The 26101-nt window shown below is 72.0% G+C and carries 27 protein-coding genes and 1 riboswitch; of the genes, 17 read left to right on the plus strand and 10 right to left on the minus strand.

The window, feature by feature from the left end; all coding sequences use genetic code 11:
• Positions 1–42 precede the first annotated feature (42 nt).
• Positions 43–1653, minus strand: coding sequence for a tRNA (N6-isopentenyl adenosine(37)-C2)-methylthiotransferase MiaB (gene miaB / locus GR130_RS30780; RefSeq protein WP_159507725.1), 1611 nt, complete (start codon positions 1651–1653; stop codon positions 43–45).
• Positions 1654–1756: 103 nt separating this feature from the next.
• Positions 1757–2374, minus strand: a complete 618-nt coding sequence (locus tag GR130_RS30785) for a maleylpyruvate isomerase family mycothiol-dependent enzyme (protein ID WP_159507726.1) — start codon at positions 2372–2374, stop codon at positions 1757–1759.
• A 124-nt stretch (positions 2375–2498) separates the two neighbouring features.
• Between GR130_RS30785 and GR130_RS30790 the strand changes: the two genes are divergently transcribed.
• Positions 2499–3470, plus strand: coding sequence for a LysR family transcriptional regulator (locus tag GR130_RS30790; protein WP_159507727.1), 972 nt, complete (start codon positions 2499–2501; stop codon positions 3468–3470).
• A 48-nt stretch (positions 3471–3518) separates the two neighbouring features.
• A complete protein-coding gene (locus GR130_RS30795; RefSeq protein WP_159507728.1) occupies positions 3519–4514 on the plus strand; it encodes a TAXI family TRAP transporter solute-binding subunit in 996 nt (331 codons plus the stop codon).
• Here the strand turns inward: GR130_RS30795 and GR130_RS30800 are convergent.
• The 4 genes from GR130_RS30800 to GR130_RS30815 form a co-directional block, all read right to left on the minus strand.
• Positions 4504–5895: a DEAD/DEAH box helicase gene (locus GR130_RS30800; RefSeq protein ID WP_159507729.1), complete on the minus strand. Its 1392-nt coding sequence runs from the start codon at positions 5893–5895 to the stop codon at positions 4504–4506. The two genes, GR130_RS30795 and GR130_RS30800, sit on opposite strands and share 11 nt — an antisense overlap.
• Positions 5896–6016: 121 nt before the next feature.
• Positions 6017–6220 carry a cold-shock protein gene (locus GR130_RS30805; protein WP_083107766.1) on the minus strand — a complete coding sequence of 68 codons (204 nt, stop codon included), beginning with the start codon at positions 6218–6220 and terminating at the stop codon, positions 6017–6019.
• A gap of 199 nt (positions 6221–6419) precedes the next feature.
• The gene (locus GR130_RS30810; protein ID WP_159507730.1) at positions 6420–7835 is read right to left on the minus strand and encodes a sensor histidine kinase; all 1416 of its coding nucleotides are present in this window, start codon (positions 7833–7835) and stop codon (positions 6420–6422) included.
• Between the two features lie 15 nt (positions 7836–7850).
• Positions 7851–8588 carry a response regulator transcription factor gene (locus tag GR130_RS30815; RefSeq protein WP_159507731.1) on the minus strand — a complete coding sequence of 246 codons (738 nt, stop codon included), beginning with the start codon at positions 8586–8588 and terminating at the stop codon, positions 7851–7853.
• 285 nt (positions 8589–8873) lie between these two features.
• Between GR130_RS30815 and GR130_RS30820 the strand changes: the two genes are divergently transcribed.
• The 8 genes from GR130_RS30820 (at position 8874) to GR130_RS30850 (ending at position 15737) form a co-directional block, all read left to right on the plus strand.
• Entirely contained in the window at positions 8874–9659 is a 786-nt protein-coding gene (locus tag GR130_RS30820) for an amino acid ABC transporter ATP-binding protein (RefSeq protein WP_159507732.1), read from the plus strand.
• Between the two features lie 56 nt (positions 9660–9715).
• The gene (locus GR130_RS30825; protein ID WP_159507733.1) at positions 9716–10627 is read left to right on the plus strand and encodes a glutamate ABC transporter substrate-binding protein; all 912 of its coding nucleotides are present in this window, start codon (positions 9716–9718) and stop codon (positions 10625–10627) included.
• Between the two features lie 164 nt (positions 10628–10791).
• Positions 10792–11439: an amino acid ABC transporter permease gene (locus GR130_RS30830; protein ID WP_159507734.1), complete on the plus strand. Its 648-nt coding sequence runs from the start codon at positions 10792–10794 to the stop codon at positions 11437–11439.
• 100 nt (positions 11440–11539) lie between these two features.
• Positions 11540–12475, plus strand: a complete 936-nt coding sequence (locus GR130_RS30835; protein ID WP_159507735.1) for an amino acid ABC transporter permease — start codon at positions 11540–11542, stop codon at positions 12473–12475.
• A 185-nt stretch (positions 12476–12660) separates the two neighbouring features.
• On the plus strand, positions 12661–14550 hold the full coding sequence (locus GR130_RS30840) for an FAD-dependent monooxygenase (protein ID WP_159507736.1): 1890 nt from the start codon (positions 12661–12663) through the stop codon (positions 14548–14550).
• Entirely contained in the window at positions 14543–14629 is an 87-nt protein-coding gene (locus GR130_RS41690) for a putative leader peptide (protein ID WP_311044721.1), read from the plus strand. Before GR130_RS30840 ends, GR130_RS41690 begins: the two co-directional genes overlap by 8 nt.
• Positions 14630–14716: 87 nt before the next feature.
• A complete protein-coding gene (locus GR130_RS30845) occupies positions 14717–15259 on the plus strand; it encodes a cysteine dioxygenase (protein ID WP_159507737.1) in 543 nt (180 codons plus the stop codon).
• 100 nt (positions 15260–15359) lie between these two features.
• On the plus strand, positions 15360–15737 hold the full coding sequence (locus tag GR130_RS30850; RefSeq protein WP_159507738.1) for a rhodanese-like domain-containing protein: 378 nt from the start codon (positions 15360–15362) through the stop codon (positions 15735–15737).
• 35 nt (positions 15738–15772) lie between these two features.
• Here GR130_RS30850 and recX read toward each other — a convergent pair whose 3' ends face one another.
• The 3 genes from recX to GR130_RS30865 form a co-directional block, all read right to left on the minus strand.
• Positions 15773–16480: a recombination regulator RecX gene (recX, locus tag GR130_RS30855; protein ID WP_159507739.1), complete on the minus strand. Its 708-nt coding sequence runs from the start codon at positions 16478–16480 to the stop codon at positions 15773–15775.
• Positions 16481–16486: 6 nt separating this feature from the next.
• Complete coding sequence (gene recA, locus GR130_RS30860) at positions 16487–17608, minus strand: recombinase RecA (protein WP_159507740.1); 1122 nt, start codon at positions 17606–17608, stop codon at positions 16487–16489.
• Between the two features lie 321 nt (positions 17609–17929).
• Positions 17930–18124: a DUF3046 domain-containing protein gene (locus tag GR130_RS30865; protein WP_159507741.1), complete on the minus strand. Its 195-nt coding sequence runs from the start codon at positions 18122–18124 to the stop codon at positions 17930–17932.
• Between the two features lie 238 nt (positions 18125–18362).
• Positions 18363–18535: riboswitch (M-box (ykoK) riboswitch) on the plus strand.
• Positions 18536–18847: 312 nt separating this feature from the next.
• Here GR130_RS30865 and GR130_RS30870 point away from each other — a divergent pair.
• The 5 genes from GR130_RS30870 (at position 18848) to GR130_RS30890 (ending at position 24100) form a co-directional block, all read left to right on the plus strand.
• On the plus strand, positions 18848–20497 hold the full coding sequence (locus GR130_RS30870; RefSeq protein WP_159507742.1) for an NRAMP family divalent metal transporter: 1650 nt from the start codon (positions 18848–18850) through the stop codon (positions 20495–20497).
• 42 nt (positions 20498–20539) lie between these two features.
• A complete protein-coding gene (locus GR130_RS30875) occupies positions 20540–20905 on the plus strand; it encodes a winged helix-turn-helix domain-containing protein (RefSeq protein WP_159507743.1) in 366 nt (121 codons plus the stop codon).
• Between the two features lie 569 nt (positions 20906–21474).
• Entirely contained in the window at positions 21475–21849 is a 375-nt protein-coding gene (locus GR130_RS41080) for a DUF6542 domain-containing protein (RefSeq protein WP_236573695.1), read from the plus strand.
• A complete protein-coding gene (locus GR130_RS30885; protein WP_159507745.1) occupies positions 21842–23506 on the plus strand; it encodes an LCP family protein in 1665 nt (554 codons plus the stop codon). The genes GR130_RS41080 and GR130_RS30885 overlap by 8 nt, the downstream gene beginning before the upstream one ends.
• Before the next feature lie 300 nt (positions 23507–23806).
• Positions 23807–24100, plus strand: a complete 294-nt coding sequence (locus GR130_RS30890; protein WP_159510328.1) for an ArsR/SmtB family transcription factor — start codon at positions 23807–23809, stop codon at positions 24098–24100.
• Between the two features lie 20 nt (positions 24101–24120).
• On the opposite strand, the gene GR130_RS30895 is transcribed toward GR130_RS30890, so the two are convergent.
• On the minus strand, positions 24121–24537 hold the full coding sequence (locus GR130_RS30895; RefSeq protein WP_159507746.1) for a sec-independent translocase: 417 nt from the start codon (positions 24535–24537) through the stop codon (positions 24121–24123).
• 152 nt (positions 24538–24689) lie between these two features.
• Between GR130_RS30895 and GR130_RS30900 the strand changes: the two genes are divergently transcribed.
• Positions 24690–25268, plus strand: coding sequence for a TerD family protein (locus tag GR130_RS30900; protein WP_159507747.1), 579 nt, complete (start codon positions 24690–24692; stop codon positions 25266–25268).
• Positions 25269–25311: 43 nt separating this feature from the next.
• Complete coding sequence (locus GR130_RS30905; protein ID WP_159507748.1) at positions 25312–25980, plus strand: transglycosylase SLT domain-containing protein; 669 nt, start codon at positions 25312–25314, stop codon at positions 25978–25980.
• Positions 25981–26101 lie beyond the last annotated feature (121 nt).

Here is a 26101-nt window from a genome sequence, read left to right on the forward strand (position 1 = left end):
GCCACGCAGCGTAACGCCCGGGGCCCCAGCCGTCCGCGCGGGTCAGTCGCAGCCGCAGCCGGCCGCGGGCGCAGGGCTCGGAGCCGGGGCCCCGATGGTGGGCAGGCCGAGGAGGACGCCCTTGGGCTTCTCCGCGGGGGCGGCGTTCCGCTTCTCCCAGGCGTCGCCGGCGCGGGTGCGCCGGATGCTCAGGGCAGGGCCCTCGGCCAGGAGGTGGTGCGGCGCGGCATAGGTCACCTCGACGGTGACCATGTCACCGGGTCGCGGAGCGGGGCCGGTGACGTCGGACGCAGTACCGGGTCGCGGAGCGGGCCCGGTGACGTCGGACGCCTCGGTGCCCGGGGCGCGGTGGTCGTCGGCGTCCCGCAGGGTCGGGTTGAAGTGGACGAGGCGGTTGTCGGGCGCGCGGCCGGAGAGGCGGTGGGTGGCGCCGTCCTTGCGGCCCTCGCCCTCGGCGACCATGACCTCCAGGGTGCGGCCGACCTGTTTCTTGTTCTCCTCCCAGGAGATCTCCTCCTGGAGGGCGACCAGGCGCTCGTAGCGCTCCTGGACGACGGCCTTGGGGATCTGGCCCTCCATGTCGGCCGCGGGGGTGCCGGGGCGCTTGGAGTACTGGAAGGTGAACGCCTGCGCGAAGCGGGACTCGCGCACGGTGTGCAGGGTCTGCTCGAAGTCCTCCTCGGTCTCCCCGGGGAAGCCGACGATGATGTCGGTGGAGATGGCCGCGTCCGGCATCGCGGCGCGGACCTTCTCGATGATGCCGAGGAACCGCTCCTGCCGGTACGAGCGGCGCATCGCCTTGAGGACCCGGTCGGAGCCGGACTGCAGCGGCATGTGGAGCTGCGGCATCACGTTGGGCGTCTCGGCCATGGCGGCGATCACGTCGTCGGTGAAGTCGCGCGGGTGCGGGGAGGTGAAGCGGACCCGCTCCAGGCCCTCGATCTTCCCGCAGGCGCGCAGCAGCTTGCTGAAGGCTTCGCGGTCGCCGATGTCCGAGCCGTAGGCGTTGACGTTCTGGCCGAGCAGGGTGATCTCGCTGACGCCCTCGGCGACCAGCGCCTCCACCTCGGCGAGGATGTCGCCGGGCCGGCGGTCCTTCTCCTTGCCGCGCAGCGCCGGGACGATGCAGAACGTACAGGTGTTGTTGCAGCCCACGGAGATGGAGACCCAGGCGGCGTACGCGCTCTCGCGCCGGGTCGGCAGGGTCGAGGGGAACACCTCCAGGGACTCGGCGATCTCCACCTGCGCCTCCTCCTGGACGCGGGCGCGCTCCAGCAGGACGGGCAGCTTGCCGATGTTGTGCGTCCCGAAGACCACGTCGACCCAGGGGGCCTTCCTGACGATGGTGTCGCGGTCCTTCTGGGCCAGGCAGCCGCCGACGGCGATCTGCATCCCGGGGCGCGCGGCCTTCTTCGGGGCGAGCTGGCCGAGGTTGCCGTAGAGCCGGTTGTCGGCGTTCTCCCGCACCGCGCAGGTGTTGAAGACCACCACGTCGGCACCGTCGCCGTCCTTGGGCGCGGGGACGTATCCGGCCTCTTCCAGCAGGCCGGACAGCCGCTCGGAGTCGTGGACGTTCATCTGGCACCCGTAGGTGCGGATCTCGTAGCTTCTGTTGACGCCCACTGCCTGGCTCCGGTCGCTGCTGCTGGTCATTCCTCAAGGGTAGGTGCTGCCGGGGACATCTCCGGACGCCGGATCCCGGGCCGCCGCGGAGCTGCCGGCGGGGCGCCGCCGGGCCGCGGCGGGCCGGGGGCGGTCAGGCGGTGCTGAAGCGCTCGCCGGGTGCGCCGCGGAGGCGGCCCGGGGGGAGTGTGCGGCCGTACGCGACCAGGAGGAGGTCCTGGGCGGTGCCGTGGAGGGGGGTGCCGGTGCCGAAGGACCAGTCGAGGTCGTCGGCGTGCAGGGCGATGCCGTCGGTGTCGGCGCGGAAGAACTTCAGGGACTTGGGGGTGACGCCGGCCAGCAGGACGCGGAGGCGGTCCTCGGGGACGCGGCGGTCCAGGCCGAGCGGGACGGTGATGTCGAGGCCGTGCACGACGTCGTGCCCCAGCGCCGCCTCGAAGCCGCCGACCGGCGGGGTCCAGGGGTGGTCGGCGTTGTCCCGCAGGGCGGCGGCGAGTTGCGGTGCGGAGAGGGCGGCGGCGTCCTTGCGGGCGCAGCGGTCGGTCATCCGGTGCAGGCTGCCGCGGGCCTTGAGGAGTTCGGCGGCCAGTGCGGGGAGCCGGTAGCGGAAGCCGAGCGACATATGGGCCGCGACGTCGCGGACGCGCCAGCCGGCGCACAGGCTGGGGGCGTCCCACTGCTCGGCCGTCAGGCCGTCCAGCAGGTCGGCCAGCTCGCGCCGTTCGGCGGCGATGGCGGCTCGGATGTCCATGGTCGCTCCCCCGTTTCCGGGCGGCCGTCCCCGGCCGCGCCCGTCGGTGTCCGGCTTCCAGGATCTTGGTGGTGGGTGCCATAAGTCCAAGAGTTTGGTGTTCTGGTGACTAGCATTGCCGGTTATGGAACTGCGCCAGCTCCAGTACTTCGTCGCCGTGGCGGAAGAGGCCAACTTCACCCGGGCCGCGGCCCGTCTGCATCTGGCACAGCCGGGGGTGAGCGCCCAGGTCCGGCAGCTCGAACGGGAGCTGGGGCAGCCGTTGCTGGACCGGTCCGGCCGGTCGGTGACGCTGACGGAGGTGGGCGCGGCCGTGCTCCCGTACGCGCGGGCCGCGCTGGCCGCCGTCGCCGGCGTACGGCACACCGTGGACGAGTTCACCGGGCTGCTGCGCGGCCAGGTCGCGCTCGGGATGGTGTCGGGGGCGCACGCCGGCACGGACTCCGATGTGGTGTCGCTGCTGGCCGGGTTCCACGAGGCGCATCCGCAGGTCGACATCGCGCTGACCGAGGACACCTCGGAGCGGATGCTCGCCGCGCTCCAGTGCGGGGAGCTCGATGTGGCGCTGCTGGGGGTCGCGGACGCGGTGCCGCCGGCCGGGCTCTCGCTCCAGGTCGTCGTCGACGAGCCGCTGGTGGCGGCGGTCGCTCCGGGCCATCCGCTCCTGGCGTCCGCGGAGGGCGGGCGCATCCCGCTGGCGGCGCTGCGCGACCGCCCGTTGATCAGCCTGCCGCGCGGGACCGGAATCCGCGGGGTGCTGGAGCGCGCCTGCACCGATGCCGGGTTCCGGCCGCGGATCGCCTTCGAGGCGGCGGCGCCGCAGCTGCTGACCCGGCTCGCGGCCCGGGGGCTGGGGGTGGCGGTCGTGCCGGCGCCCGATGCGGCGACGGCGGCCGGGGTGCGGACGCTGGAATTCCGTACGCCCTGCCCGCGCGGCCGGGTGGCGCTGACCTGGCGGGCGGACGGTCCGGCGGGGCCGGCGGCCCAGGCTCTGCTGGAGTGCCTGCGGACGGCGATGGGGACGGCCGGGGCGGGGCGCGGCTCCGGTGAGGGCGCGGGTGCGGACGCCGGGCGGCGTCCGGAGGCCGATACGTGACCTGCCCGCCCCTCCCCTTGAGCGGCCCGTCCTGGCAGGATCCCGCCCATGGTCACCGCACTCCCCCGCCCCGGTCGCCGCGCACTCACCGCGGCGGGCGCGGTGCTGGCCGTGCTCGGGATGGTGCTGTGGTGGCTGCTGCCGCCGGTCGGTGAGCGCGCGCCGAGCGGCCGCGTGACGCTGGCCACCGGGGTGCCGACGGGGGTGTACGCGCGCTACGGCGAGCTGCTGAAGCAGGATCTGGCGCGGGACATGCCGGGGGTGGATCTGCGGCTGACGCGGAGCGAGGGCTCGATCGACAATCTGCGCCAACTGGTCTCCGGGCGCGCGGCGTTCACCATCGCGACGGCGGACGCGGTGGCCGCCTACCAGGTCGGCCACGAGCCGGGCGCGGACCGGCTGCGGGCCTGTGCGCGCCTCTACGACGACTACATGCAGCTGGTGGTGCCGAAGAACTCCCCGGTGCGGTCGGCCAGGGACCTGCGGGGGCTGCGGGTAGGCGTCGGGACGGACGGCTCGGGCGTCCAGCTGATCACCCGGCGGCTGATGGAGGCGGCCGGCCTGGATTTCGACCGGGACATCGTGCCGGTGCGGGTCGGCATCGACCAGGAGCCCGGTCAGCTGGAGCACGGCGACCTGGACGCGTTCTTCTGGTCGGGCGGGCTGCCGACGCAGGCGGTGCAGCGGCTGGCGCAGCGGTTCCCGGTGCGGCTGGTGCAGCTCGGGGATCTGGGCGAGGCGCTGCACAAGCAGGGTGAGCGCACCCGCTATTACCGGGCGGCGGTGATGCCCGCCGACGCGTATCCGCAGGCGCAGGACGGCGAGGCGGTGAAGACCATCGCGGTCGCGAACCTGCTGGTGACGACGGACCGGGAGGATGCCGCACTGACGTTCGACATCACCCGGACCGTCATCAACAGTCGGGACGCGATCGGGCACGAGGTGCACGCGGCGCAGAACGTGGACCTGCGGACGGCGGTGTTCACCGATCCGCTGCCGCTGCACAAGGGGGCCCGGGAGTACTACGTGTCGGTCAAGCAGTGACCGGCCTGCGCCCCGACGGCCGGCCGCGGCGCGGACGCCGGCGCCGGCCACCGCTGCCACTGCCACCGCTGCCACTGCCGTTCCCACCGCCGGGCGCGCCCGCCCCGGCCGTCCGCCCGGCCGCCGGTGCGGCGATCGCGACGGGCTCGCCGCTGGGCGTACGGGCGCCGGTGACGCGGACCAGCTCGGCGTCACCGGGGCGGACCCGGGCGGTGCCCGGGTTGATCTTCGCCTGGCGCATCAGCCGGGTCATCTCCCGGCGCTCGCCGGGCGTGACGAGGGTGACGACGGTGCCGGACTCGCCGGCCCGCGCGGTACGGCCGCCGCGGTGGAGGTAGTCCTTGGCCTCGGTCGGCGGGTCGACGTTGACGACGAGGTCGAGGCCGTCGATGTGGATGCCGCGCGCCGCGACGTTGGTGGCGACCAGCGCCGTGGCGCGGCCGGAGCGGAAGTGCTCCAGGGTGCGGGTGCGCTGCGGCTGGGTCTTGCCGCCGTGCAGCGCCGCGGCGCGGACGCCCTGGGCGAGCAGGTGCTTGGTGAGGCGGTCGGCGCCGCGCTTGGTGTCGACGAACATGATCACCCGGCCGTCGCGGGCGGCGATCTCGGTGGCGGTGGCGCGCTTGTCGGCCTCGTCCACGTACAGGACGTGGTGCTCCATGGTGGTCACGGTCGCGGCCGAGGGGTCCACGGAGTGGGTGACCGGGTCGGTCAGGAAGCGGCGGACCAGCTTGTCGACATTGCGGTCGAGGGTGGCGGAGAACAGCATCCGCTGGCCGTTGGGGTCGGTCTTCTCCATCAGCCGGGTGACCTGCGGCAGAAAGCCCATGTCGGTCATCTGGTCGGCCTCGTCGAGGACGGTGATGGCGACCCGGTCGAGCGTGCAGGCGCGCCGGTCCAGCAGGTCGGCGAGCCGGCCCGGGGTGGCGACCAGTACTTCGGCGCCCTTGCGCAGGGCCTCGGTCTGCCGGTTGATCGAGGTGCCGCCGACGACGGTGGCGCAGCGCAGCCGCAGGGCCGCGGCGTACGGGGCGAGCGCGTCGGTGACCTGGCCGGCCAGTTCGCGGGTGGGGACCAGCACCAGTGCCAGGGGGCGCTTGCTCTCGGCGCGCTTGCCCGCCGTACGGCTGAGCAGGGCGAGGCCGAAGGCGAGGGTCTTGCCGGAGCCGGTGCGTCCGCGGCCGAGGACGTCACGGCCGGCGAGGGTGGCCGGGAGGGTGGCCGCCTGGATGGGGAACGGGGTGGTGACGCCCTGCGCGCGCAGTGCGGTGCGGAGCGCCTCGGCCAGCGGCAGCTCGTCGAAGGAGCCGGCGGGCGGAGGGGTGGACGCCCGGGCGGGCGTCCCGCGGTCGGCGCTCGGTCGCGGTGCGGTCGCTGGTGTCACGGCAGGCCCTTCAGAGGGAGGGAGGGGGGTGAGCGCGGGAAGGGGTGCCGCCCCGCGGGAAACGGGACGGGGCCCGCACCGGCGCGGCCGGTGCGGGCCCTGTCCACGGGACGCGGGGGCGTCAGGCGGCGACGATGTTCTCCGCCTGCGGGCCCTTGGGGCCCTGGGTCACGTCGAAGGTGACCTTCTGGCCCTCGAGGAGCTCGCGGAAGCCCTGGGACTGGATGTTCGAGTAGTGGGCGAAGACGTCGGGGCCGCCGCCGTCCTGCTCGATGAAGCCGAAGCCCTTTTCCGAGTTGAACCACTTGACGGTGCCGGAAGCCATGTTTTTCTCCTTCATGGGGCAAGCCGGAGACCGCACCGCGCGGCCTCCTCGTCGCCGAGATGATCGCCCCACACCGGAACACGTCCGGAAAACAAGGAACGCCCGGGGCTTCCAGCCTCCGGGCGCGCACAAAGTTCATGGGTACCACAACTGCAACGCCGTTTACGATAGCACAGGCGTACGGCGGCGCCGCACGCGGTCAGGGGGCACTGCGCGGCACGCTCACGGTGACCTCCAGGCCGTGCGGGGGGTGCGGCGCGTAGGCGATGGTGGCGCCGCCGGCGGCGAGCAGTGCGCGGGTGATCGACAGGCCGAGGCCGGAGCCGGAGACGTTCTGGTGGCGGCCGCTGCGCCAGAACCGGTCGCCGATCCGGGCGAGTTCGTCCTCGGCGAGGCCGGGGCCGCGGTCGGCGACGGTGATCCGCACGTGCGCGCCGTCGGCGGCGACGGTCACCGTGACCGGCTCACCGGCCGGGGTGAACTTCAGGGCGTTGTCGACGACCGCGTCCAGCGCGCTGGAGAGGGCGACCGGGTCGGCCCAGCCGGTGACCGCGGGGTGGCCCTCGTAGGCCAGCCGGACACCCTTGTCGTCGGCCAACGGGCGCCAGGAGTCGACGCGTTCGGCGGTCAGCGCCGCGACGTCGGTGAGCTGGAGGTCGGCGGCGGTGTGCTCGGCGAGCGCGAGGCCGAGGAGGTCGTCCAGCACCCGGGCGAGCCGCTTGCCCTCCGTGCGGACCGAGGCGATCTCCTCGTTGCCTTCCGGGAGTTCGAGGGCCAGCAGCTCGATACGCAGCAGCAGCGCGGCGAGCGGGTTGCGCAGCTGGTGGGAGGCGTCGGCGACGAAGGCGCGCTGCTGTTCCAGGACCTCCTCGACGTGGTCGGCCATCTCGTTGAACGAGCGGGCCAGCCGGCGCAGTTCGGGCGGTCCGGCGGTGGCGGCGACCCGGGCGTTCATCCGGCCGGTGGCGATGTCGTGGCTGGCGGTGTCCAGGACGCGGACCGGCCGCAGCACCCAGCCGGTGAGCCGGAAGGCCGCGCCGACCGCGACGAGCAGGGCCGCCGCCTCCCCGGCCGCGATCAGCAGCCAGCCGTGCAGGATGCGCGCACGCATCTGCCCCGTGGGCGAGTCGGTGACGACGACGGCGACCACGTCCCCGTCCCGGATGACCGGCGAGGCGACCGGGATCCGGCCGGTGTCGTCCCAGGGCCAGACCTGGTGCGGGTCGTGGCTGCGGCGGCCGGCCAGCGCCTCGCTGAACGCCTGGGCGCCCTCGCCGTCCGTGGGCACCGGCAGGTCCTGGGGGGCGGCTGCCATGGGGGTGTGGTCGCGGTAGAAGACGCCGGCCCGTATCCCGTAGAGGCCGTAGTAGCGGGTGAGTTCGGCCCGGAGGGTGGCCAGCCGCTCGTCCTCCTCGGGGGTCTTGGCGCGGGACGCGGCGCTGGGGCGGGCGGTGACGAACTGGGCGAGGGAGGCGAACCGCGCGGCGTCGTCGATCCGGTCGACGACCACCTTCTGCTGCTCCACCCCGGCGGTGATCACGCCCAGCGGGATGCCGAGCGCCAGCAGCACGGCGGCCATCAGGACGATGAGGAGCGGGAGGAGTCGGGTGCGCACGGGGACCGGCGGCCGTCAGGAGGCCGGCGGCCGGGTGCCCGGGGCGGCACCGGCGGCCGGGACGACGAGGCGGTAGCCGACGCCGCGGACCGTCTCGATCAGCGCCGGCATCCGCAGTTTGGCGCGGAGCGAGGCGATGTGCACCTCCAGGGTCCGGCCGGTGCCCTCCCAACTCGTCCGCCACACCTCGCTGATGATCTGCTCCCGGCGGAAGACCACCCCGGGGCGCTGGGCGAGCAGGGCGAGCAGGTCGAACTCCTTGCGGGTGAGCGGAACCACCGCGCCGGCCACGGACACCTGGCGGGTGGGGAGTTCGACGGTGACCGGGCCGAGCCGCAGCGGCTCCGCCGCGGCGGCCTCCTCGGCGGGCTCGCCGCCCGCGGCCGGGACGGTGCGCCGGCTCACCGCGTGGATACGGGCGAGCAGTTCGCCGGTGTCGTAGGGCTTGACGACATAGTCGTCGGCGCCGAGGTTCAGGCCGTGTATACGGGAGCGCACGTCGGAGCGCGCGGTGACCATGATGACCGGGGTCGCGCAGATCCTGCGGATCCGGCCGCACACCTCGAAGCCGTCCTGGTCGGGCAGCCCGAGGTCGAGCAGCACCACCGCGAACGGCTCGGCGTCGTCGGGCAGCAGGGCCTGGAGGGCCTCCTCGCCGCTGCGGGCGTGCACGACGGACAGGCCGTGCCGGGCCAGCACCGCCGACAGGGCGGCGGCGACATGGTCGTCGTCCTCGACGAGCAGCAGTCTCATCCGGCCCCCTCCTTCGGTGTGTGCGTATGGGCCACAGGGCATCTACGGGGATAGCCGCCCCACCCGTCAAGAGGACGCCACCTCCGGGCCGCCATCCGTTACCCAGCCGGTACGCCGCCGGTGCCTACGGTGAGTGACCTCACCTCCGGCGGCACGGCGGCGCCTTCACCGGGTGTGTCCGGTTGCAGCCGGATCGTTATGCTCAATTCTCCCTCAGATGTAATGACGCTGGTCGCGGGGCGTCATTAGGGTCCTCCCAACCGAGGAGGACGGAGCTGTACGCCGATGAGCGAAGTATCGGTGACCGAGAACGCCGAGGGTCCCGCGCCCGCGGGGGACCCGTTGGTCGTGCTGGACAACGTGAACAAGCACTTCGGCGCGCTGCACGTGCTCCAGGACATCGACCTGACGATCCGGCGCGGTGAAGTGGTCGTGGTGATCGGGCCCTCGGGGTCCGGCAAGTCCACGCTGTGCCGCACGATCAACCGCCTGGAGACCACAGACAGCGGCAGCATCACCATCGACGGCAGGCCGCTGCCGCAGGAGGGCCGCGAACTGGCCCGGCTGCGCGCCGACGTGGGCATGGTCTTCCAGTCCTTCAACCTCTTCGCGCACAAGACGGTGCTGGAGAACGTGATGCTGGGCCAGACCAAGGTCCGCAAAACGGAGAAGGCCGCGGCGGAGGAGAAGGCCCGTACGCTGCTCGACCGGGTCGGCGTCGGCGCCCAGGCGGACAAGTACCCCGCACAGCTTTCCGGTGGCCAGCAGCAGCGCGTGGCGATCGCCCGCGCCCTGGCGATGGACCCGAAGGTGATGCTCTTCGACGAGCCGACCTCGGCCCTCGACCCGGAGATGATCAACGAGGTGCTGGAGGTCATGCAGCAGCTCGCCCGGGACGGCATGACGATGGTCGTGGTCACCCACGAGATGGGGTTCGCGCGCTCCGCGGCGAACCGGGTGGTCTTCATGGCGGACGGCAGGATCATCGAAGAGGCCGAGCCGAACCAGTTCTTCACCAACCCGCGCAGCGACCGGGCGAAGGACTTCCTGTCGAAGATCCTCCACCACTGAGCCCGCGGTTGGGCCACCATGAATGCCAACACCTGTTGAACCAAAGGATGTTCACCATGAGGATGCGTAAGACGGCTGCGGCGGGTGCGGTGGTGCTCGCGCTGGCGGCGACGGCGACGGCGTGCGGAGGCCAGTCGGGTACGGCGGGCGACAAGCCGGCCGGCGGTGATGTCTACAGCGGCACGTACACGGTCGCCAAGGGCGTGAACGTCGACTCGGCGACGTTCAAGAAGGCGCAGAAGGCCGGTCACCTCACCATCGGTGTCAAGGCCGACCAGCCGTTCCTCGGCTTCAAGGACCCGGCCACCGGCAAGTACTCCGGCTTCGACATCGAGATCGCCAAGATGGTCGCGGCCGACCTGGGCTTCTCCGCGGACCAGATAAAGTTCGACACCATCGACTCCAACGTCCGTGAGACCACCATCTCCAAGGGCCAGGTCGATTACTACGTCGGCACGTACACCATCAACGACGAGCGCAAGAAGCAGGTCAGCTTCGCGGGCCCGTACTACACCGCCGGCGCCGACCTCCTGGTGCGCAAGGACGACAAGGCCATCACCGGCCCGGACTCCCTGCAGGGCAAGAAGGTCTGCTCGATCGTCGGGTCCACCCCGCTCCAGGAGATCAAGAAGCCCAAGTACGGTGCGCAGACCGTCGAGCAGTCCAAGTACTCGGACTGCGTGAAGTCCCTGCTGGACGGCTCGGTCGACGCGGTCACCACCGACGACGCCATCCTCAAGGGCTACGCCGCCCAGCGCCCCGAGAAGCTCAAGGTCGTCGGCCAGCCCTTCACCAAGGAGCCCTACGGCGTCGGCCTGGGCAAGGACGACAAGGCCCTGCGCGACGCGATCACCACCGCGCTGGAGCACCACATCAAGAACGGTGACTACCAAAAGGCGTACGAGGGCACGCTCGGCAAGTCCGGCTCCGCCTACGTCGCGCCGGAGACCCCGCTGCCGCGGTACTGAGGCCGCCCGCCGCACACCGGACCGCGCCGCCCCGTACGCCCGCCGCGGCGGGTGTACGGGGCGCGGTGTCTCCCGCGCCCCCTCCCGAGCCCCGCGCGCTCCTTCTCGCTCCTGAGCCGCCCCTCTTCCCCGTCGCCGGCCCGACCGCTACCGCGGAGACCCCCATGAACGTACTCCTCGATTATCTGCCCGAGTTCCGGGACGGGTTCCTCGGAACCCTGGCGATCACCGCGTCCAGCGCGCTGCTCGCCCTGGTACTCGGCGTGCTCATAGCCGGTTTCCGGGTCTCTCCGATACCGCCGCTGCGCGCCTTCGGAACGGCCTGGGTCACGGTGCTGCGCAACACGCCGCTGACGCTGCTCTTCCTGGTCGCGTTCTTCGTCGTACCGCAGATCCTCTTCCAGGGCGCGAGCCCGTACGTGCTCGCCACCCTGGCGCTCGGCTTCTACACCTCCTCGTTCGTGTGCGAGGCGGTCCGGTCCGGCATCGGCACCGTGCCGCTGGGGCAGGCGGAGGCCGCCCGCAGCCTCGGGATGACCTTCTCCCAGACGCTGCGGCTGATCGTGCTGCCGCAGGCGACGCGTACCGTCATCCCCCCGCTGAGCAGCATCTTCATCGCACTGACGAAGAACTCGGCGATCGCCGGCGCGTTCAGCGTCACCGAGCTGTTCAACGTCTCCAAGCTGCTCAACGACAGGGGCTACCCGATCGCCTGGATCTTCCTGTGGATCGCGCTCGCCTACCTCGTCATCACCTTCGCCATCAGCGGCCTCTTCCGGCTGCTGGAGCGCCGGTTGGGGGTGGCCCGATGAGTGGTCACGGCATGGGGGTCCCCCCGGCCAACGGCTGGGGGAGGACCAGCACGACGCAGGTGCCACGCGCAGGCGGGGCGGAACGAAGCGAGGTATGGGCATGAGTGGGGCCAGCGTTCTCTACGACGCGCCGGGGCCGAAGGCCAGGGCACGCAACCGCGTCTACAGCGTCATCGGCGCGCTGGCGGTGCTCGGCCTGCTGGCCTTCGCCGTACTGCGGCTGGCCTCCAAGGGCCAGTTGGACCCGGCGGTGTGGCGGATCTTCAACTACGCCGGGGTGCGCACCAGCATCCGCGACGGCGTACTGACGACCCTTCAGGTCTTCGCGGTCGCGGCGGTGCTGTCGCTGCTCCTGGGCGTACTGCTCGCGGTGGCCCGGCTGTCGGACCACAAGCCCGTCCGCTGGCTGGCGACCGGCTTCGTCGAACTGTTCCGCGCGGTACCGCTGCTGATCACGATCTACGCGCTGTGGGTCGTGCTGCTCACCAACCGCGACGCGCTGGGACTCACCGGCAGCCAGCCGCAGTTCTGGGCGCTGGTCGCCGGACTGACGGTCTACAACGGCTCGGTGCAGGCCGAGGTGCTGCGGGCCGGCATCAACTCCGTGCCCAAGGGCCAGAAGGAGGCCGCGTACGCGCTGGGCATGAGCAAGACGCAGGTCATGACGACGGTGCTGATGCCGCAGGCCGTCCGGGCGATGCTGCCGACGATCATCAGCCAGCTCGTGGTGACCCTCAAGGACACCTCGCTGGGCTACATCATCACCTTCGAGGAACTGCTCTACACCGCCCGCCTGATGAGCAGCAACATCATCGTCAACGGGAACGACACCTACATCCCGGTGATCATCGTCGTCGGCAGCATCTACGTCGCGATGTGCCTGGCCCTGTCCGCGCTCGCCAACTGGATCGAGCGGCGCGGGCGCCGGGCCAGGACCGGCATCGGCATGGCCGCGGCCGCCGAACCGGTCACCGCCACCGACCCGATGGAGGCCGCCGGCGCGGCCCCGGACGGCGCGGCGGGCACCAAGGGCTGACGGGACGGTCAGCCACTCCCCGGCTGATACCGGACCGTCCGGAGGCGGTGGCAACGGCGCCACCGCCTCCGTCACTTGACGCGAGCGGTCGCAATGGGTTGCATACGCTGTGTGATCACGCACCGGGCTCCAACTGCCAGTTCCCGCACGTCCCGTACGTACCGCCGGACCGAGGGAGCCGCGCCGTGGACCCGGTGATCGTCGTCGGGGCCGGTCCGGTCGGCCTCTCGGTCGCGCTCGCGCTCACCCGGCTCGGCGTCCCGGTCGTGGTCCTCGACGAGACCGGCGGCCAGGACGACACCCGGCCCGCCCGCACCGCGGTGCTGCGCCCGGACACCGCGGCGTTCGTCGGCCGGCTCGGCTGCGTCGCCACCCTGGAGAGCGCCGGCACCCGCTGGTCGGCCTGGCGCACCATGCGCCGCCGCCGGCTGCTGGAACGTGTCGCCTTCGCCCCGTCCGGCGCCGCCGGTGCATCCGGTGCCGCGGCCCCGGCGGCCGCCGCGTCCCCGGTCCACCTCCCCCAGCACGCGCTGACCCGCGCGCTGCGCGCCGCGCTGGCCGATGAGCCGCTCGCCGAGGTCGCCACCGACAGCCGGCTGGCCGGCATCGAGCAGGACGAGCACGGCGTCACCGCGCACACCCGCGACCCCGACGGGACGTCGTGGCGCGGGAGTTACCTGGTCGGCTGCGACGGCCCGCGGTCCACCGTCCGCAAGCTGCTGGACATCCGCTTCCCGGGCCGGACGGCCGTCGAGCGGTACGCGGTGGCCGCGCTGCGCACCGAACTCCCCTGGCCCGGCGAGGCCCTGCTGCACCGCTCACCGGCCCGGCACGGCGGCGGCCCGGTCGCCGAGGTCTCCGCCCGCCCACTGGCCGGCGGCGTCTGGCGGCTGGACTGGCTGCTGCCACCGGGACGCGAACTGGTCACGCCGGACGCCCTGGTGGCGCGGATCCGCGACTCGCTGGCCGGCTGGACGGCGGACTCGGCGGCGGAGCCCGGCGACGACGGCGCCGGCGGGTACGCGCGCGGCCAGGGCCCGCTCGTCCCGCCGTACGAACTCCTCGACACCGGCGTGCACACCGTCCACCACCGGCTGGCGCGGACCTGGCGGCAGGGCCGCGCCTTCCTCGCCGGGGACGCCGCCCATCTGCTGGGCGCGCTCGGCACCCAGGGCCTGGACGAGGGGTTGCGGGACGCCGAGAACCTCGCCTGGAAGCTGGGCCTGGCCTGGCACCACGGCGCCTCCGAGACGCTGCTGGACAGCTACCAGGCCGAGCGCCGGGGCGCGGTAGCGGCCCGGCTGCGGGCCGCGGACTCGGCGCTGCCGCTGCTGCGGGACGGCGGCGCGGTCCGCTGGCGGACCGTTCTGCCGGGCGCGGCCCGGGGCCGCAGCACCCTGCTGACCGACGGCCATCTGGGCCGCGGACCGCTGGGCGCCGCGCCCACGTACGCCCGTACGCCGCTGGCACCGGCTGCCGGGCTGCCCGGTGAGACGGCGGTCGACACGGTTCCCGGCGGGCCGGTCGCGGATGTGGTGGTGACCGCCTCCGACGGGTCGGTGGTGCCGCTGCGCGAGCGCCTCGGGCAGGGGCTGCTGGTGGTGCTGGTGGCGCCCGGTACCGGAGTCTGGGACCGGCGGCACTGGCAGTCGGCGGGGCTGATGCCCCGGCTGACCAGCGCCGTCGGCGCGCTGCCGATGCGCGCCGAGATCCTGGTCACCGAGGCGTATCCGGGCGCCACCGCGCACACCGTGCTGGTCGTCCGACCCGACGGCCATCTGGTCACGGCGCTGTCCGGGGTCCGACCGGGCGGGCTGTCCGCCTGTGCGGACGCGGTCCGCGGCGGGGCGTACGGACGGGAGGCCGGGGAGCGCGCGGAGACCTCCGGCGCGCGGGGGGCCGGGGAGACCGCCGGAGCCGGTGGCGCCGGTGGAGCGGACGGGCCGGGCGGCGCCCCGGGGAACGGCTCCGGGGGCACGGCCGAGGGAGCCGCGGACGGCGCCTCCGGCGACACCGCGGGCACGTCCCCTGTTGACCCTCCGGGAAGCACCGTGCTTCACTCCGAGAGTGACTGATCACAGCTCGCGATTCTGGCGGAGGGTCCATCTGGACCTGGTCCGCTATGCGGGCTGCATGTGTCGTCCGTCCTGTTGATCCGCGGTTCTCCGGAATTCCCTTGCCCGCGCGGCCGTTCGGCGTTGCCCGGCCGCGCCTCTTCGCGATCACTCAGGACGGTATCCCGTGCCCGACCTACAGACTTCCGCGCGCCCGCGTGCCGCCGCCCAGGGCGGTGGCCCCAGCGCCTCCGAACTCCTCGACTTCGCCCACCGCACCGCCGCCGACACCGCGCTCGTCACCTCACTGCCGCTCGACCCCGAAGGCCGTACCTGGATCCGGCTGGACGGACCGGGCGGCAGCGAGGCGTGGCTGATCGGCTGGCCGCCCGGGACCGGCACCGGCTGGCACGACCACGGCGGCTCCCGGGGCGCGTTCGCGACGGCGGCCGGCGTGCTGACGGAGCAGTCGCTCGCCGTCCAACTCCCCACCGACGGCTGGAAAACGCTGGAACTCGCCGACGGCGTCGACCGGGAGCGCACGCTCCGCGACGGCCGCGGTCGGGCGTTCGGCCCGCACCATGTCCATCAGGTGCTCAACACCTCCGCGGACACCCACGCGGTGTCCGTGCACGCCTACTACCCGCCGCTGCCACTGATGCGCCGCTACAGCCGGACCGGTCCGGTGCTGCGGCTGGAAGAGGTCGAGCGTCCGGAGGAGTGGGCATGAGCGTGCGCAGCATGGGGGTCCCCCCGGCCGGAGGCTGGGGGAGAGTCATGGAAAGGTGCGCGCCGCGCGAATGCGGGGCCGAGCGGAGCGAGGTATCGGCATGAGCGCGGTCGACGAGTTGCTGGCACGGGCGCGGCGGACGCTGACTCGGGTCGGTCCGCGTGAGGCCGCCGCGCTCCAGGACACCGGGGGGCTGCTCGTGGACATCCGCTATGCGCAGCTGCGGGAGCGGGACGGCACCATTCCCGGTGCGCTGGTCGTCGAGCGCAACGAGCTGGAATGGCGACTCGACCCGACGGGCGAGCACCGTGCCCCCGAGGCGACCCATCGCGATCTGCCCGTCGTGGTGATCTGCAACGAGGGCTACGCCTCCAGCCTCGCCGCGGTCTCCCTGCGCGAGTTGGGCCTGCACCGCGCGACGGATCTGATCGGCGGCTTCCAGGCGTGGCGAGAGGCGGGCCTGCCGGTGGAGCGGTGACGGGAGGGCCCGTCGTCCGCCGCCGCGGCCGCCCTTCAGTCCTCCGGTATGTGCTGCTCCAGCAGTTCGGGGTCCTCGCCCTCCTCCTCCAGCGCCCGGCGTACGACGCGGAGGGCGAGGCCCTCGGAATAGCCCTTGCGCGCCAGCATGCCGGCCAGCCGGCGCAGCCGCTTCTCGCGGTCCAGGCCGCGGGTGGCCCGCAGCTTGCGGTCCACCAACTCGCGGGCGGTGGACTCCTCCTGGTCCGGGGCGAGACGGCCGACGGCCTCGTCGATCACGGCGGAGTCCACGCCCTTGGTGCGCAGCTCGCGGGCCAGCGCACGGCGGGCCAGGCCGCGGCCGTGGTGCCGGGATTCCACCCAGGCGCCGGCGAACGCCGCGTCGTCGATCAGCCCGACCTCCTCGAAGCGGGACAGCACCTCCTCCGCGGCCTCCTCGGGGATGCCCCGCTCCCGCAGGGCGTCCCCGAGCTGCTTTCGGGTACGCGGGCTCCCGGTGAGCAGGCGCAGGCAGATCGCCCGCGCCTGCTCCTCGGGCGTACGCGGCGGTCCCGACTCGGCCCTCGACGAGAGGGAACCACCGCCGTCCCTTCCGGCCGCGCCGTCCTCGCGGGCGGCGCCGGCCTCATGGGCGGCACCACGCCGGCGAGTGGCGCGGCCCGCCCGGCCGTTACGGTCCTCGGGGTCGCCGGCAGCGCTGCGGAAGGAGTCCTCGCTGCTCGGCCAGTCCGTTCGCCGTGTCATCGCGGGCTAGCTCTTGGCCGCCGCGGCCTTGGTGCCCTTGGCGGCCTTGGGGGCCGCAGCCGGAGCGGCCTTGGCCGGCGCCTCCGCCGCGCCCGCCGCGTCCGCGCCGGGCTCCGCCGCCACGTCCTCCGGCTTCACGCCGATGCCCAGCTTCTCCTTGATCTTCTTCTCGATCTCGTTGGCCAGGTCCGGGTTGTCCTTGAGGAAGTTGCGGGCGTTCTCCTTGCCCTGGCCGAGCTGGTCGCCCTCGTAGGTGTACCAGGCGCCGGACTTGCGGATAAAGCCGTGCTCGACGCCCATGTCGATCAGACCGCCCTCGCGGCTGATGCCCTGGCCGTAGAGGATGTCGAACTCGGCCTGCTTGAAGGGCGGCGCGACCTTGTTCTTGACGACCTTGCAGCGGGTGCGGTTGCCGACCGCCTCGGTGCCGTCCTTCAGGGTCTCGATCCGGCGGATGTCGATCCGGACCGAGGCGTAGAACTTCAGCGCGCGGCCACCGGTCGTGGTCTCCGGCGAGCCGAACATCACGCCGATCTTCTCGCGGAGCTGATTGATGAAGATGGCGGTGGTCTTGGACTGGTTGAGCGCGCTGGTGATCTTGCGCAGCGCCTGGCTCATCAGCCGGGCCTGGAGGCCGACGTGCGAGTCGCCCATCTCACCCTCGATCTCGGCCCGCGGCACCAGGGCGGCGACGGAGTCGATCACGATCAGGTCGAGCGCACCGGAGCGGACCAGCATGTCCGTGATCTCCAGGGCCTGCTCGCCGTTGTCCGGCTGGGAGAGGATCAGGGCGTCGGTGTCCACGCCGAGCTTCCTGGCGTACTCGGGGTCGAGGGCGTGCTCGGCGTCGATGAACGCGACGGAGCCGCCGGCCTTCTGGGCGTTCGCCACGGCGTGCAGGGTCAGGGTCGTCTTACCGGAGGACTCCGGGCCGTAGACCTCGACGACCCGGCCGCGCGGGATGCCGCCGACGCCGAGCGCGACGTCGAGGGCGGTCGATCCGGTGGGGATGACCTCGATGGGTTCGTTGGGCCGCTCCCCCATGCGCATCACGGCGCCCTTGCCGAATTGCCGTTCAATCTGTGCGAGCGCGGCGTCCAGCGCCTTCTCGCGGTCGGTGCCTGCCATGGGTTCCACCCGGTTTGCTTGAGTCGATCGCTTCACGTCCATGACGCTAACGCCTGCCACTGACAATGCGCCCGGACCCGGCTCCGGCCTGTGGATAACCCCGCGAAATGCCCGGGAACCACCCCGGGTCGAGCGCGGGTCACGCGGCCGGATCCCCATGAGAATGGATGTTCGATTTTGGTGTCAAGCACACCACGACACCGCACCGGCAGCCGTCGGTCGCCGCGTCCCGCACGGTCGCGGCGGCAGGAGCGAGCGCAGCGTGCACAGCGGCCGGGGGCCGTCGGCGGCCGGCCACGGAGGGCAGCGGGGGGCCGCCGCTCATTGCTTGTCGGACGGCACGTCCACCGCGACGCAGACCGCCCGCCAGACCTCTTTGGCGCTCCAACCCGCGTCCAGCGCCTCATGGACGGTACGGCCGCCGAGCTCGGACATCACGTGATCGCGCGCGAACGAGTCGGCGTAGCCCGCGCCGAAGTGGTCCGCCATCCGCTGCCAGAACACCGTCAACCGCATGATTCCCGCTCCGCACCCACTCTGATCCGCCTCCGGCTCACGCCGCTCCCCGGCCTTACGGCCAGGGTGCCATTGTCCCGCCTGCCGACCGGCCCGCGCACCGCTCCCCGACTCCCCGGCTCTCCCACGGGACCTCTCCCGCACGCCGCCGTGTGGCGTCCGTCACCCGCTCGGTTAAGTCTCTGCCAAGAACGCGAATCGGGGTCCTGGCGCGGGGCTAGACTCTTAGAGGTTTGAAGAGGCACCTCGTTCGGTGAGGCGTCTTCACGGACACAGGCCACTGATCCCACCCGTCGAGAGACGCTCCGGATCAGGACAGGTCTCCCCGACCTAAGGGGTGACCCCAAGTGGCTTCCCCGGTAAGGGGATTACGCCGTGGAGTGCCAAAGCTCTGACGAGTTGGGGTGAGCCGCCCGGGTATTCCGGTCCGGCCTGCTCCTTGCCGAGTCGTTGCTGACGCGCACCGTTCGCGTCCCGACCGGAAGGAGGCGAGAGACATGGATTGCAGTTGCAGTAGTCCGGGCCATCATCGGCCCGCCGTCCGCCTGTCCTCGCACTCTTCCGGCACGCGGTAACCACCTCCCCTGCGCGGCTTCCCCGCCGCTCCCCGCGCCCGCACGGCCCCGAGCCGTGACGGGTCGCCGTGCTGCGCTCCCGCGCAGGGGGGATGACTGCCGCGTGCCCCCAATACCTCTCCCTCCGGGGGGACTTGGGAGGTACGCCATGACCCACACCACACTCAACGGCAGCTCCGCGGCCACCGCGTCGCGCACCGCCGTTCTCGATGACGCGCACGTAGGCGACATCCGCGGTGCACTGGGCACCATCAAGCTCGACGACACCGCACCCCGCACCGGCCTGTCAGCCAAGCTCAAGACCCTCCTGGCCATCGTCGGCCCCGGCCTGATCGTCATGGTCGGCGACAACGACGCCGGCGCCTTCGCCACCTACGGCCAAGCCGGCCAGAACTACAGCACCCACCTGCTGTGGACCCTCCTCCTGCTCATCCCCGTCCTCTACGTCAACCAGGAAATGGTCCTGCGCCTCGGCGCCGTCACCGGCGTCGGCCACGCCCGCCTCATCCTCGAACGCTTCGGCAAATTCTGGGGCGCCTTCTCCGTCATCGACCTCTTCCTCCTCAACGCCCTCACCCTGGTCACCGAGTTCATCGGCATCACCCTCGCCGCCGGCTACCTGGGGCTGCCCAAGGCCGGTTCGGTGATCCTGGCCGCCGTGGTCATCGTCTCCGCCGCCTTCACCGGCTCCTTCCGCCGGTTCGAGCGCGTGGCCATCTTCCTGTGCGCGGGTTCACTGCTGCTCATCCCGCTGTACTTCATGATCCACCCCAAGACCTCGCAGATGGCCCACGACTTCGTCGTACCCACCATGCCCGGCGGATCGGGTCAGCTGGCCACCGTCATGCTGCTGATCATCGGCATCGTCGGCACCACCGTCGCCCCCTGGCAGCTGTTCTTCCAGCAGTCCTACGTCATCGACAAGCGCATCACCCCCCGCTTCATGCGCTACGAGAAGGCCGACCTGTGGATCGGCATCGCCATCGTCGTCATCGGCGCCGCCGCCATCATGGGCTTCACCGCCACCGCCTTCACCGCAACCAAAGGCTTCGGCAACTTCACCGACGCGGCAGGCATCGCCACCGGCCTCGAAGCCCACGCCGGCAAACTCGCCGGCATCCTCTTCGCCATCGCCCTCCTCGACGCCTCCATCATCGGCGCCTTCGCCGTCTCCCTCTCCACCGCCTACGCCATCGGCGACGTCTTCGGCATCAAGCACTCCCTCCACCGCGGCATCAAAGGCGCCAAGGGCTTCTACGCCATCTACGCCGGAGTGGTGGCCGTCGCCGCCACCATCGTCCTGATCCCCGGCTCCCCCCTCGGCCTGCTCACCGAAGGCGTCCAGACCCTCGCCGGCGTCCTCCTCCCCTCCGCCACCGTCTTCCTCCTCCTGCTCTGCAACGACCGCACCGTCCTCGGCCCCTGGACCAACGGCCCCAAAACCAACGCCTTCACCGCCACCGTCGTCGGCGTCCTGGTCACCCTCTCGATCATCCTGACCGCCTCCGTCCTCTTCCCGGACATCAGCGCCACCGCGATCCTCGACATCATGGCCGCCTGCGGCATCGCCGGGGTGCTGGTCGCCGGGTACGCGTTCACCAGGCGCCGTACGGGCACCAAGGAGGACCCCATCGACCGTACGGGCCGGGACAGTTGGCGGATGCCGCCGCTGGAGACGCTGAGCAGGCCGGTGATGTCCTCCGCCCGCAGGATCGGTATGGGTGCCCTGCGGACGTATCTGCTCATCGCGATGGTCCTGGTCGTCGTCAAGATCGTTCAGGTTGCGCTCGCGCAGTGAGCGCGCGCACCGCCGCAGCCGCCGAACCCAAGGAGCAGATCCATGCCCGTGCGCTACCCCAGGGCCATCGCACTCCGCACCCTCTGCCCCCAGCCCCCTGCCGCGCCCCGGGCCGGGGGCGGTCTGACGGTCGACCGCGACCTGCGGACCGCCTCGGTCGACGGGCGGCCCCTCAAGCTGACGTATCTGGAGTTCGAGCTCCTGGCCCACCTGGCCGCGCATCCCCGGCAGGTGCACAGCCGCCGGCAGCTGATGGTGCAGGTGTGGCGACAGCCGGCGGTCGGCGACATACGGACCGTGGACGTCCATATCGCCCGGTTGCGGCGGAAGCTGGGCCCGGCATACCGCGCGGCCATTGCCACCGTGCGCCAGGTCGGGTATCTCTACGATCCTGCACGGGTTTCTTGACCCGTGCTCGACCGTCCTCACAGGTTGACCGGGTACACCGGACAGACCGCGGGACGGAAGGAGGTGCGGTATGGGCTCTGCCCGGCGCCGCTCACCCGGTCCGTACGCCCGGTTCCCACCGGGGTCCGGCACCGCCTCTCCGCCGGTCGGAGCGGGCGGCCGACGGGCACCGGAGGCGGGCGGCTCGTGGTCAGGTACCTTTTCAGGCCGGACTCCACACTTGCTAGATTGCGCAATTAAGCAGTCAAAATAGCAACCGGCCCGGCGCGTCCAGCGTCTTTCCCGCCGGAATCGCCATCTTCTGCCACCGCGGCAGGAGGCACACGCGACCGACACGTCGGTCGGCCGTATGAGGGATGCGAATGACAGGTCAGCGCACCGAGACCCCTAACGGGTACGACGACCTGGCGCGAGACCCGAGACAGGCTTCACGCCAGGTCCCGGGCCCACGACGCCGGGGAACGCAGTACCCGGGACCGGATGACGGCCGGTACGCCGGCCAGGACGGCACCCGTTCGTCGCGGACGGACAGAGCGGCCAGAAAGGGCCGAGGGGGCAGAGCGGCGCTGGTGGCGCTGGTGCTGGCGGTCGCGGGTGCACTGGTTGACACGGCGATCGGCTCGCGGCCGGGATGGGTGTTCGCCATCGCCGCGGCGATCGGGGCGGCCCTGGCGGCGAAGGCGTGCACGCGCCCGGGCGCCTGGTGGCTGATATCCGCTCCCCCGCTGGTGGTGGCGTTGATCACAGTGACCTGCGAGCAGGTCGCGGGGACCACCACCGCGCAGGGCAAGGGACTGACAACCGCCGCGGTGCGCTGGGCCGTGGACGGCTTCCCCGCCATGGCGGCGGCGGAGGTCGCACTGATCGTCGTGCTGGTGGTACGGCTCGTCGGGACCAGGCGGCGAAGCGGGCGGAACGGGAGCAGGAGGAGCAGCGGTGCGTGACGAGCAGAATCCGTACGGGCGGAGTCCGTACGGGTCGAGCCCCTACGGGCAGGAGCCCGAGGAGCGCGGCGGAACGGGCGGGCGGGCCGCCCGGCGCCAGTCGGCCGGCGGTGCGGCGCGCCGCGGACCGCGGCGCTCGCCGCTGGTCGTCGTGGGACGGACCGCGCTCGCGCTCTCCTCGGGGCTCATCCTGCTGGCGAGCGGGGTGTCCTGGGCGGCGTACAACTGGGTGAGCAGCGGGCTGAACACCTCCGACGCGCTCAGCGCCATCGGCGGCAAGAACGCACCCAAGCACCTGGACAACTCGGTCAACCTGCTGCTGATCGGCCTGGATTCCCGCAAGGACATGAACGGCAACGACCTGCCGCGGGAGTTCGTCAAGGACCAGCTGCACGCCGGCTCCAGCGACATCGGGTACTACAACACCAACACCCTGATCCTGATGCACATTCCCGCGGACGGCGGGAAGGTCACCGCGTTCTCCGTTCCGCGTGACGACTATGTGCAGACGTTCAACGGCGACGGCAGCTCCCAGGGGCACTTCAAGATCAAGGAGGCGTACGGCAACGCCTACACGGTCGCCCACGACAAGCTCTCCGCGCAGGGTGTGAAGGGCGCCGACCTGGAGGGCAAGAGCCGGGAGGCCGGCCGGGAGGCGACGCTGGCGACCGTCCAGAACTTCCTCCAGGTGCCGATCGACCACTTCGCCGAGGTCAACCTGCTCGGCTTCTACGACATCGCCAAGGTGCTCCAGCCGATCGAGGTGTGCCTCAAGCACCCGGTCAAGGACCACTACTCCGGCGCCGACTTCCCCGCGGGCCACCAGCAGCTCAACCCCAAGCAGGCGCTCGCGTTCGTACGGCAGCGGCACGGCCTCGACGGCGGCGACCTGGACCGTACCCACCGCCAGCAGGCGTTCATCTCGTCGGTGACCCACAAGCTGAAGAGCGAGGGGGTGTTCGGCGACCTGGGCAAGCTCCAGGGGCTGTTCGACGTGGTGAAGAAGGACCTGGTCATCGACAGCAAGTTCGACGTCCTGGACTTCGCGCAGCAGGCCACCAACCTCACGGGCGGGAACGTCGAGTTCCACACCCTGCCCATCGCCGGCTTCGGCACCCGCAACCGCGAGTCCGTCAACCTCGTCGACGTCCCGAAGATCCAGGCCATCGTGCAGTCGATGATCGGCGGCAAGTCCGGGTCCTCGGGCGGCTCGGACGGCGCCAAGCCGTCCCCGTCGGCGAAGGCCGCGGCGGGCACCGTCGACGTCCTCAACGGTTCCGGCAAGACCGGCGGCGCGGCCGAGGAGCTCAAGGCGCTGACCGACATGGGCTACACGGCGGGCAAGGCGATCAACTTCGCGCCCCGGCAGAAGACCGCCGTGGTCTACGGCGCGGGCGCCCAGGAGGCCGGGCAGCAGATCGCCTCGAAGCTGGGCACGGGCTCGGCCGTCTCCTCGTCGGCCGTCCCCGCCGGACACGTCCATGTCGTCCTCGGCAAGGACTACACCGGACCGCCCTCGACCGGCTCGGACAGCTCCTCCGGGGGCTCCGGGAGCTCCGACGACAGCAAGGACTCGGGCGGCGCGGCGTCCCAGGTCCCGTCGAATGCCTTCGCGGGCGAATCCGTCAAGGAGGGCGGCATCCCCTGCGTCAACTGACGCACCCGGTGCGGCCGGTGGGGCGGGAGTCCGCGTCCCGCCGGCCGCGGCGGAGGCCCTGTCCGGCATCCGCTTCCGACGTCCATATCTGACGCCGCATCAGCTAATGACCCCTTTGATCCACTATGGGGGCATACGTCCGTCCGCGACCGGAAGGCCGTACGGCGCGGCGCCTAGACTGGGCGGTCCGGGGGCCATGACAGGGGGAGAGCCGCAGTGGTGAAGAGCGTCGAACGCGTGGGCAGTGGTCCGGGCTCCGTCGCCGATCCGTCCGCCGAGGTGCTGGCCGAGGCGGCGGCGATGTTCGGGCTGCTGGCCTCTCCCCCGCGCCTGCGCATCGTCTGGGCACTGGCCCAGGGCGAGAGCGACGTCAGCGGGCTCGCCGAGCGGGTCGGCGGCGCCCTGCCGGCGGTGAGCCAGCACCTGTCCAAGCTGAAACTGGCCGGACTGGTGCGCTCGCGCCGCGAGGGCCGGCGCGTGGTCTACCTCGTCGACGACCCCGACGCGGTGGCGGTGGTGCGGCTCCTGTTCCGGCAGCTGGCCGCCCGCCCGGGGCAGGAATCGCCGGCCCGTCTGCGGCACATCGGCGCCTGAGCCCCCCTTACGGGCGGCCGTCAGGTCGCGTCGGCGTCGAAGGGCGGGCGTTCCCCGCGGGGCGCGTCCGCGCCGTCCCCCTTCTTGAGGTCCGCCCCGACCGGGGCGGCACCGGTGTCGCGCGCACCGCGCTCCGCCGCGGCCGGCTCCCGCTGCAGGTCGAGGGCGTCGCGGAGTTCGCCGAGCCCGAGGTCGTCGCCCTGGAGCAGCTGCTTGCGGACGAAGTTCTTGGGGTGCAGGTCCTCGAACTCGAAGTCCTTGAATTCCGGGCCGAGTTCGGAGCGCACTTCCTGTTTCGCGCTCTCCGAGTACTCCCGTACCTTGCGCAGGAATCCGGTGGCGCTCCGGATGAACTCCGGCAGTTTGTCCGGGCCGAAGAGCAGCACCGCGATCAGACCGATCACCAGTAGATCGGGGGTGCTCATACCGAAGAACATCCTGCCGCTCCCTGCCCGATCCCGTCGCGCCCACGGTGCGCCGCCTGCCGTCGAGTCATTTTAGTGGTTGCGCAATCATGGAACCAAGGAGGGGTTCCCTCTCGTTCTCAGCAACGACAGCACACAGGCACAGGACTGCTGGAGGGTTTTTCATGGGTGTGACCCTGTCCAAGGGCGGCAATGTTTCGCTCAGCAAGGAGGCCCCGGGCCTCAGCGCCGTGACGATCGGCCTGGGCTGGGCCGTCCGCACCACCACGGGCGCGGACTACGACCTGGACGCCTCCGCACTGCTCTGCGCGCAGTCGGGCAAGGTCGTCTCCGACCAGCACTTCGTCTTCTTCAACAACCTCAGCAGCCCCGACGGTTCCGTGGTGCACTCCGGCGACAACCTCACCGGCGGCAGCCACGGCGACGACGAGCAGATCGAGATCAACCTCGGCTCGGTCCCGGCCGAGGTCGCCAAGATCGTCTTCCCGGTCTCCATCTACGACGCCGAACAGCGCGGCCAGAGCTTCGGCCAGGTCCGCAACGCCTTCATCCGGGTGGTCAACCACGCCAACGGCCAGGAGATAGCCCGCTACGACCTCACGGAGGACGCGTCGACGGAGACCGCCATGGTCTTCGGCGAGGTCTACCGCCACGGCCCGGAGTGGAAGTTCCGCGCCATCGGCCAGGGCTACGCCTCGGGCCTGCGCGGGATCGCCCAGGACTTCGGGGTGAACGTCGGCTGAGGCACGGCGCCCGGCCTGCTCCCCGTACCTGAGAGAGTGAGGTATGGCTGATTCCCGGGTGCGGTGGCGATGGCTCGTCCTGCCGGGCGTCGCCCTGGCCGTATGGGCCATGGCGCACACCGACCGCGGTTCCCCCCAGGGCTCCGCGCCGACCCCGGCGGCGCCGCCGAGCGCCGCACCGTCGCCGCCGCCCGGCGGCGGTCCGGCCACGACACGGCCCGGCCCGGCGTACGACCCGGCGGACTGCGCGGCGGCGGTGCGCAGGTACGCGGCCCAGGCCGGTGTGGCACCGCGGCTGGTGATGGCGATCCTCTACAACGAGGCGTACAAGCCGCACGATCCCGCCTTCGAGCGCGCCTGGCAGCGGTACAAGGCCGATGCCGCCTTCGGCATCGCGAACATGCACCGGGCCACCTTCGACGAGGTCAGGCGGGGGCGCGACTTCGCCGGCCGGAAGTGGGACGAACTGCCCGATGACCGGAACCTCGCCATCGAGGCTGCGGCGTGGTATCTGCACGATCTGGCGAGGCAGTTGCCGGGCCACTGGTCCGCCTCGTACTCCCGGGACGAGTTGCTGGCGCTCGGGTACAACGCCGGGGCGGGCAACATGCTCGCGTTCGCCCGCGGTGTGCCGCCGGGGAGCCAGGCGCAGTCCTATCTGGACCGGCTGCACGACAACTGGGACAAGGCGGGGAAGGCCGTCGCACCGTGACGGCGGCCCGGTGCCGGTGCGGGGCCCGTATGCCCAGGTCCGGGTCCCTCGGCGGCCCCCGGTCGCGTAGGCGGTGCGCCAAAACAGGGTGGCGGCGATCGTCTGATGCGGGCTCAGCCGC

This window comes from Streptomyces sp. GS7 (assembly GCF_009834125.1).
Taxonomy (GTDB): Bacteria; Actinomycetota; Actinomycetes; order Streptomycetales; family Streptomycetaceae; genus Streptomyces.

Coding starts and splice junctions, on each gene's coding strand:
- miaB (WP_159507725.1), bottom strand. CDS start 1,653: ATGACCAGCAGCAGCGACCGGAGCCAGGCAGTGGGCGTCAACAGAAGC.
- GR130_RS30785 (WP_159507726.1), bottom strand. CDS start 2,374: ATGGACATCCGAGCCGCCATCGCCGCCGAACGGCGCGAGCTGGCCGAC.
- GR130_RS30790 (WP_159507727.1), top strand. CDS start 2,499: ATGGAACTGCGCCAGCTCCAGTACTTCGTCGCCGTGGCGGAAGAGGCC.
- GR130_RS30795 (WP_159507728.1), top strand. CDS start 3,519: ATGGTCACCGCACTCCCCCGCCCCGGTCGCCGCGCACTCACCGCGGCG.
- GR130_RS30805 (WP_083107766.1), bottom strand. CDS start 6,220: ATGGCTTCCGGCACCGTCAAGTGGTTCAACTCGGAAAAGGGCTTCGGC.
- GR130_RS30815 (WP_159507731.1), bottom strand. CDS start 8,588: ATGAGACTGCTGCTCGTCGAGGACGACGACCATGTCGCCGCCGCCCTG.
- GR130_RS30820 (WP_159507732.1), top strand. CDS start 8,874: ATGAGCGAAGTATCGGTGACCGAGAACGCCGAGGGTCCCGCGCCCGCG.
- GR130_RS30825 (WP_159507733.1), top strand. CDS start 9,716: ATGAGGATGCGTAAGACGGCTGCGGCGGGTGCGGTGGTGCTCGCGCTG.
- GR130_RS30830 (WP_159507734.1), top strand. CDS start 10,792: ATGAACGTACTCCTCGATTATCTGCCCGAGTTCCGGGACGGGTTCCTC.
- GR130_RS30835 (WP_159507735.1), top strand. CDS start 11,540: ATGAGTGGGGCCAGCGTTCTCTACGACGCGCCGGGGCCGAAGGCCAGG.
- GR130_RS30850 (WP_159507738.1), top strand. CDS start 15,360: ATGAGCGCGGTCGACGAGTTGCTGGCACGGGCGCGGCGGACGCTGACT.
- recX (WP_159507739.1), bottom strand. CDS start 16,480: ATGACACGGCGAACGGACTGGCCGAGCAGCGAGGACTCCTTCCGCAGC.
- recA (WP_159507740.1), bottom strand. CDS start 17,608: ATGGCAGGCACCGACCGCGAGAAGGCGCTGGACGCCGCGCTCGCACAG.
- GR130_RS30865 (WP_159507741.1), bottom strand. CDS start 18,124: ATGCGGTTGACGGTGTTCTGGCAGCGGATGGCGGACCACTTCGGCGCG.
- GR130_RS30870 (WP_159507742.1), top strand. CDS start 18,848: ATGACCCACACCACACTCAACGGCAGCTCCGCGGCCACCGCGTCGCGC.
- GR130_RS30875 (WP_159507743.1), top strand. CDS start 20,540: ATGCCCGTGCGCTACCCCAGGGCCATCGCACTCCGCACCCTCTGCCCC.
- GR130_RS30890 (WP_159510328.1), top strand. CDS start 23,807: ATGTTCGGGCTGCTGGCCTCTCCCCCGCGCCTGCGCATCGTCTGGGCA.
- GR130_RS30895 (WP_159507746.1), bottom strand. CDS start 24,537: ATGTTCTTCGGTATGAGCACCCCCGATCTACTGGTGATCGGTCTGATC.
- GR130_RS30900 (WP_159507747.1), top strand. CDS start 24,690: ATGGGTGTGACCCTGTCCAAGGGCGGCAATGTTTCGCTCAGCAAGGAG.
- GR130_RS30905 (WP_159507748.1), top strand. CDS start 25,312: ATGGCTGATTCCCGGGTGCGGTGGCGATGGCTCGTCCTGCCGGGCGTC.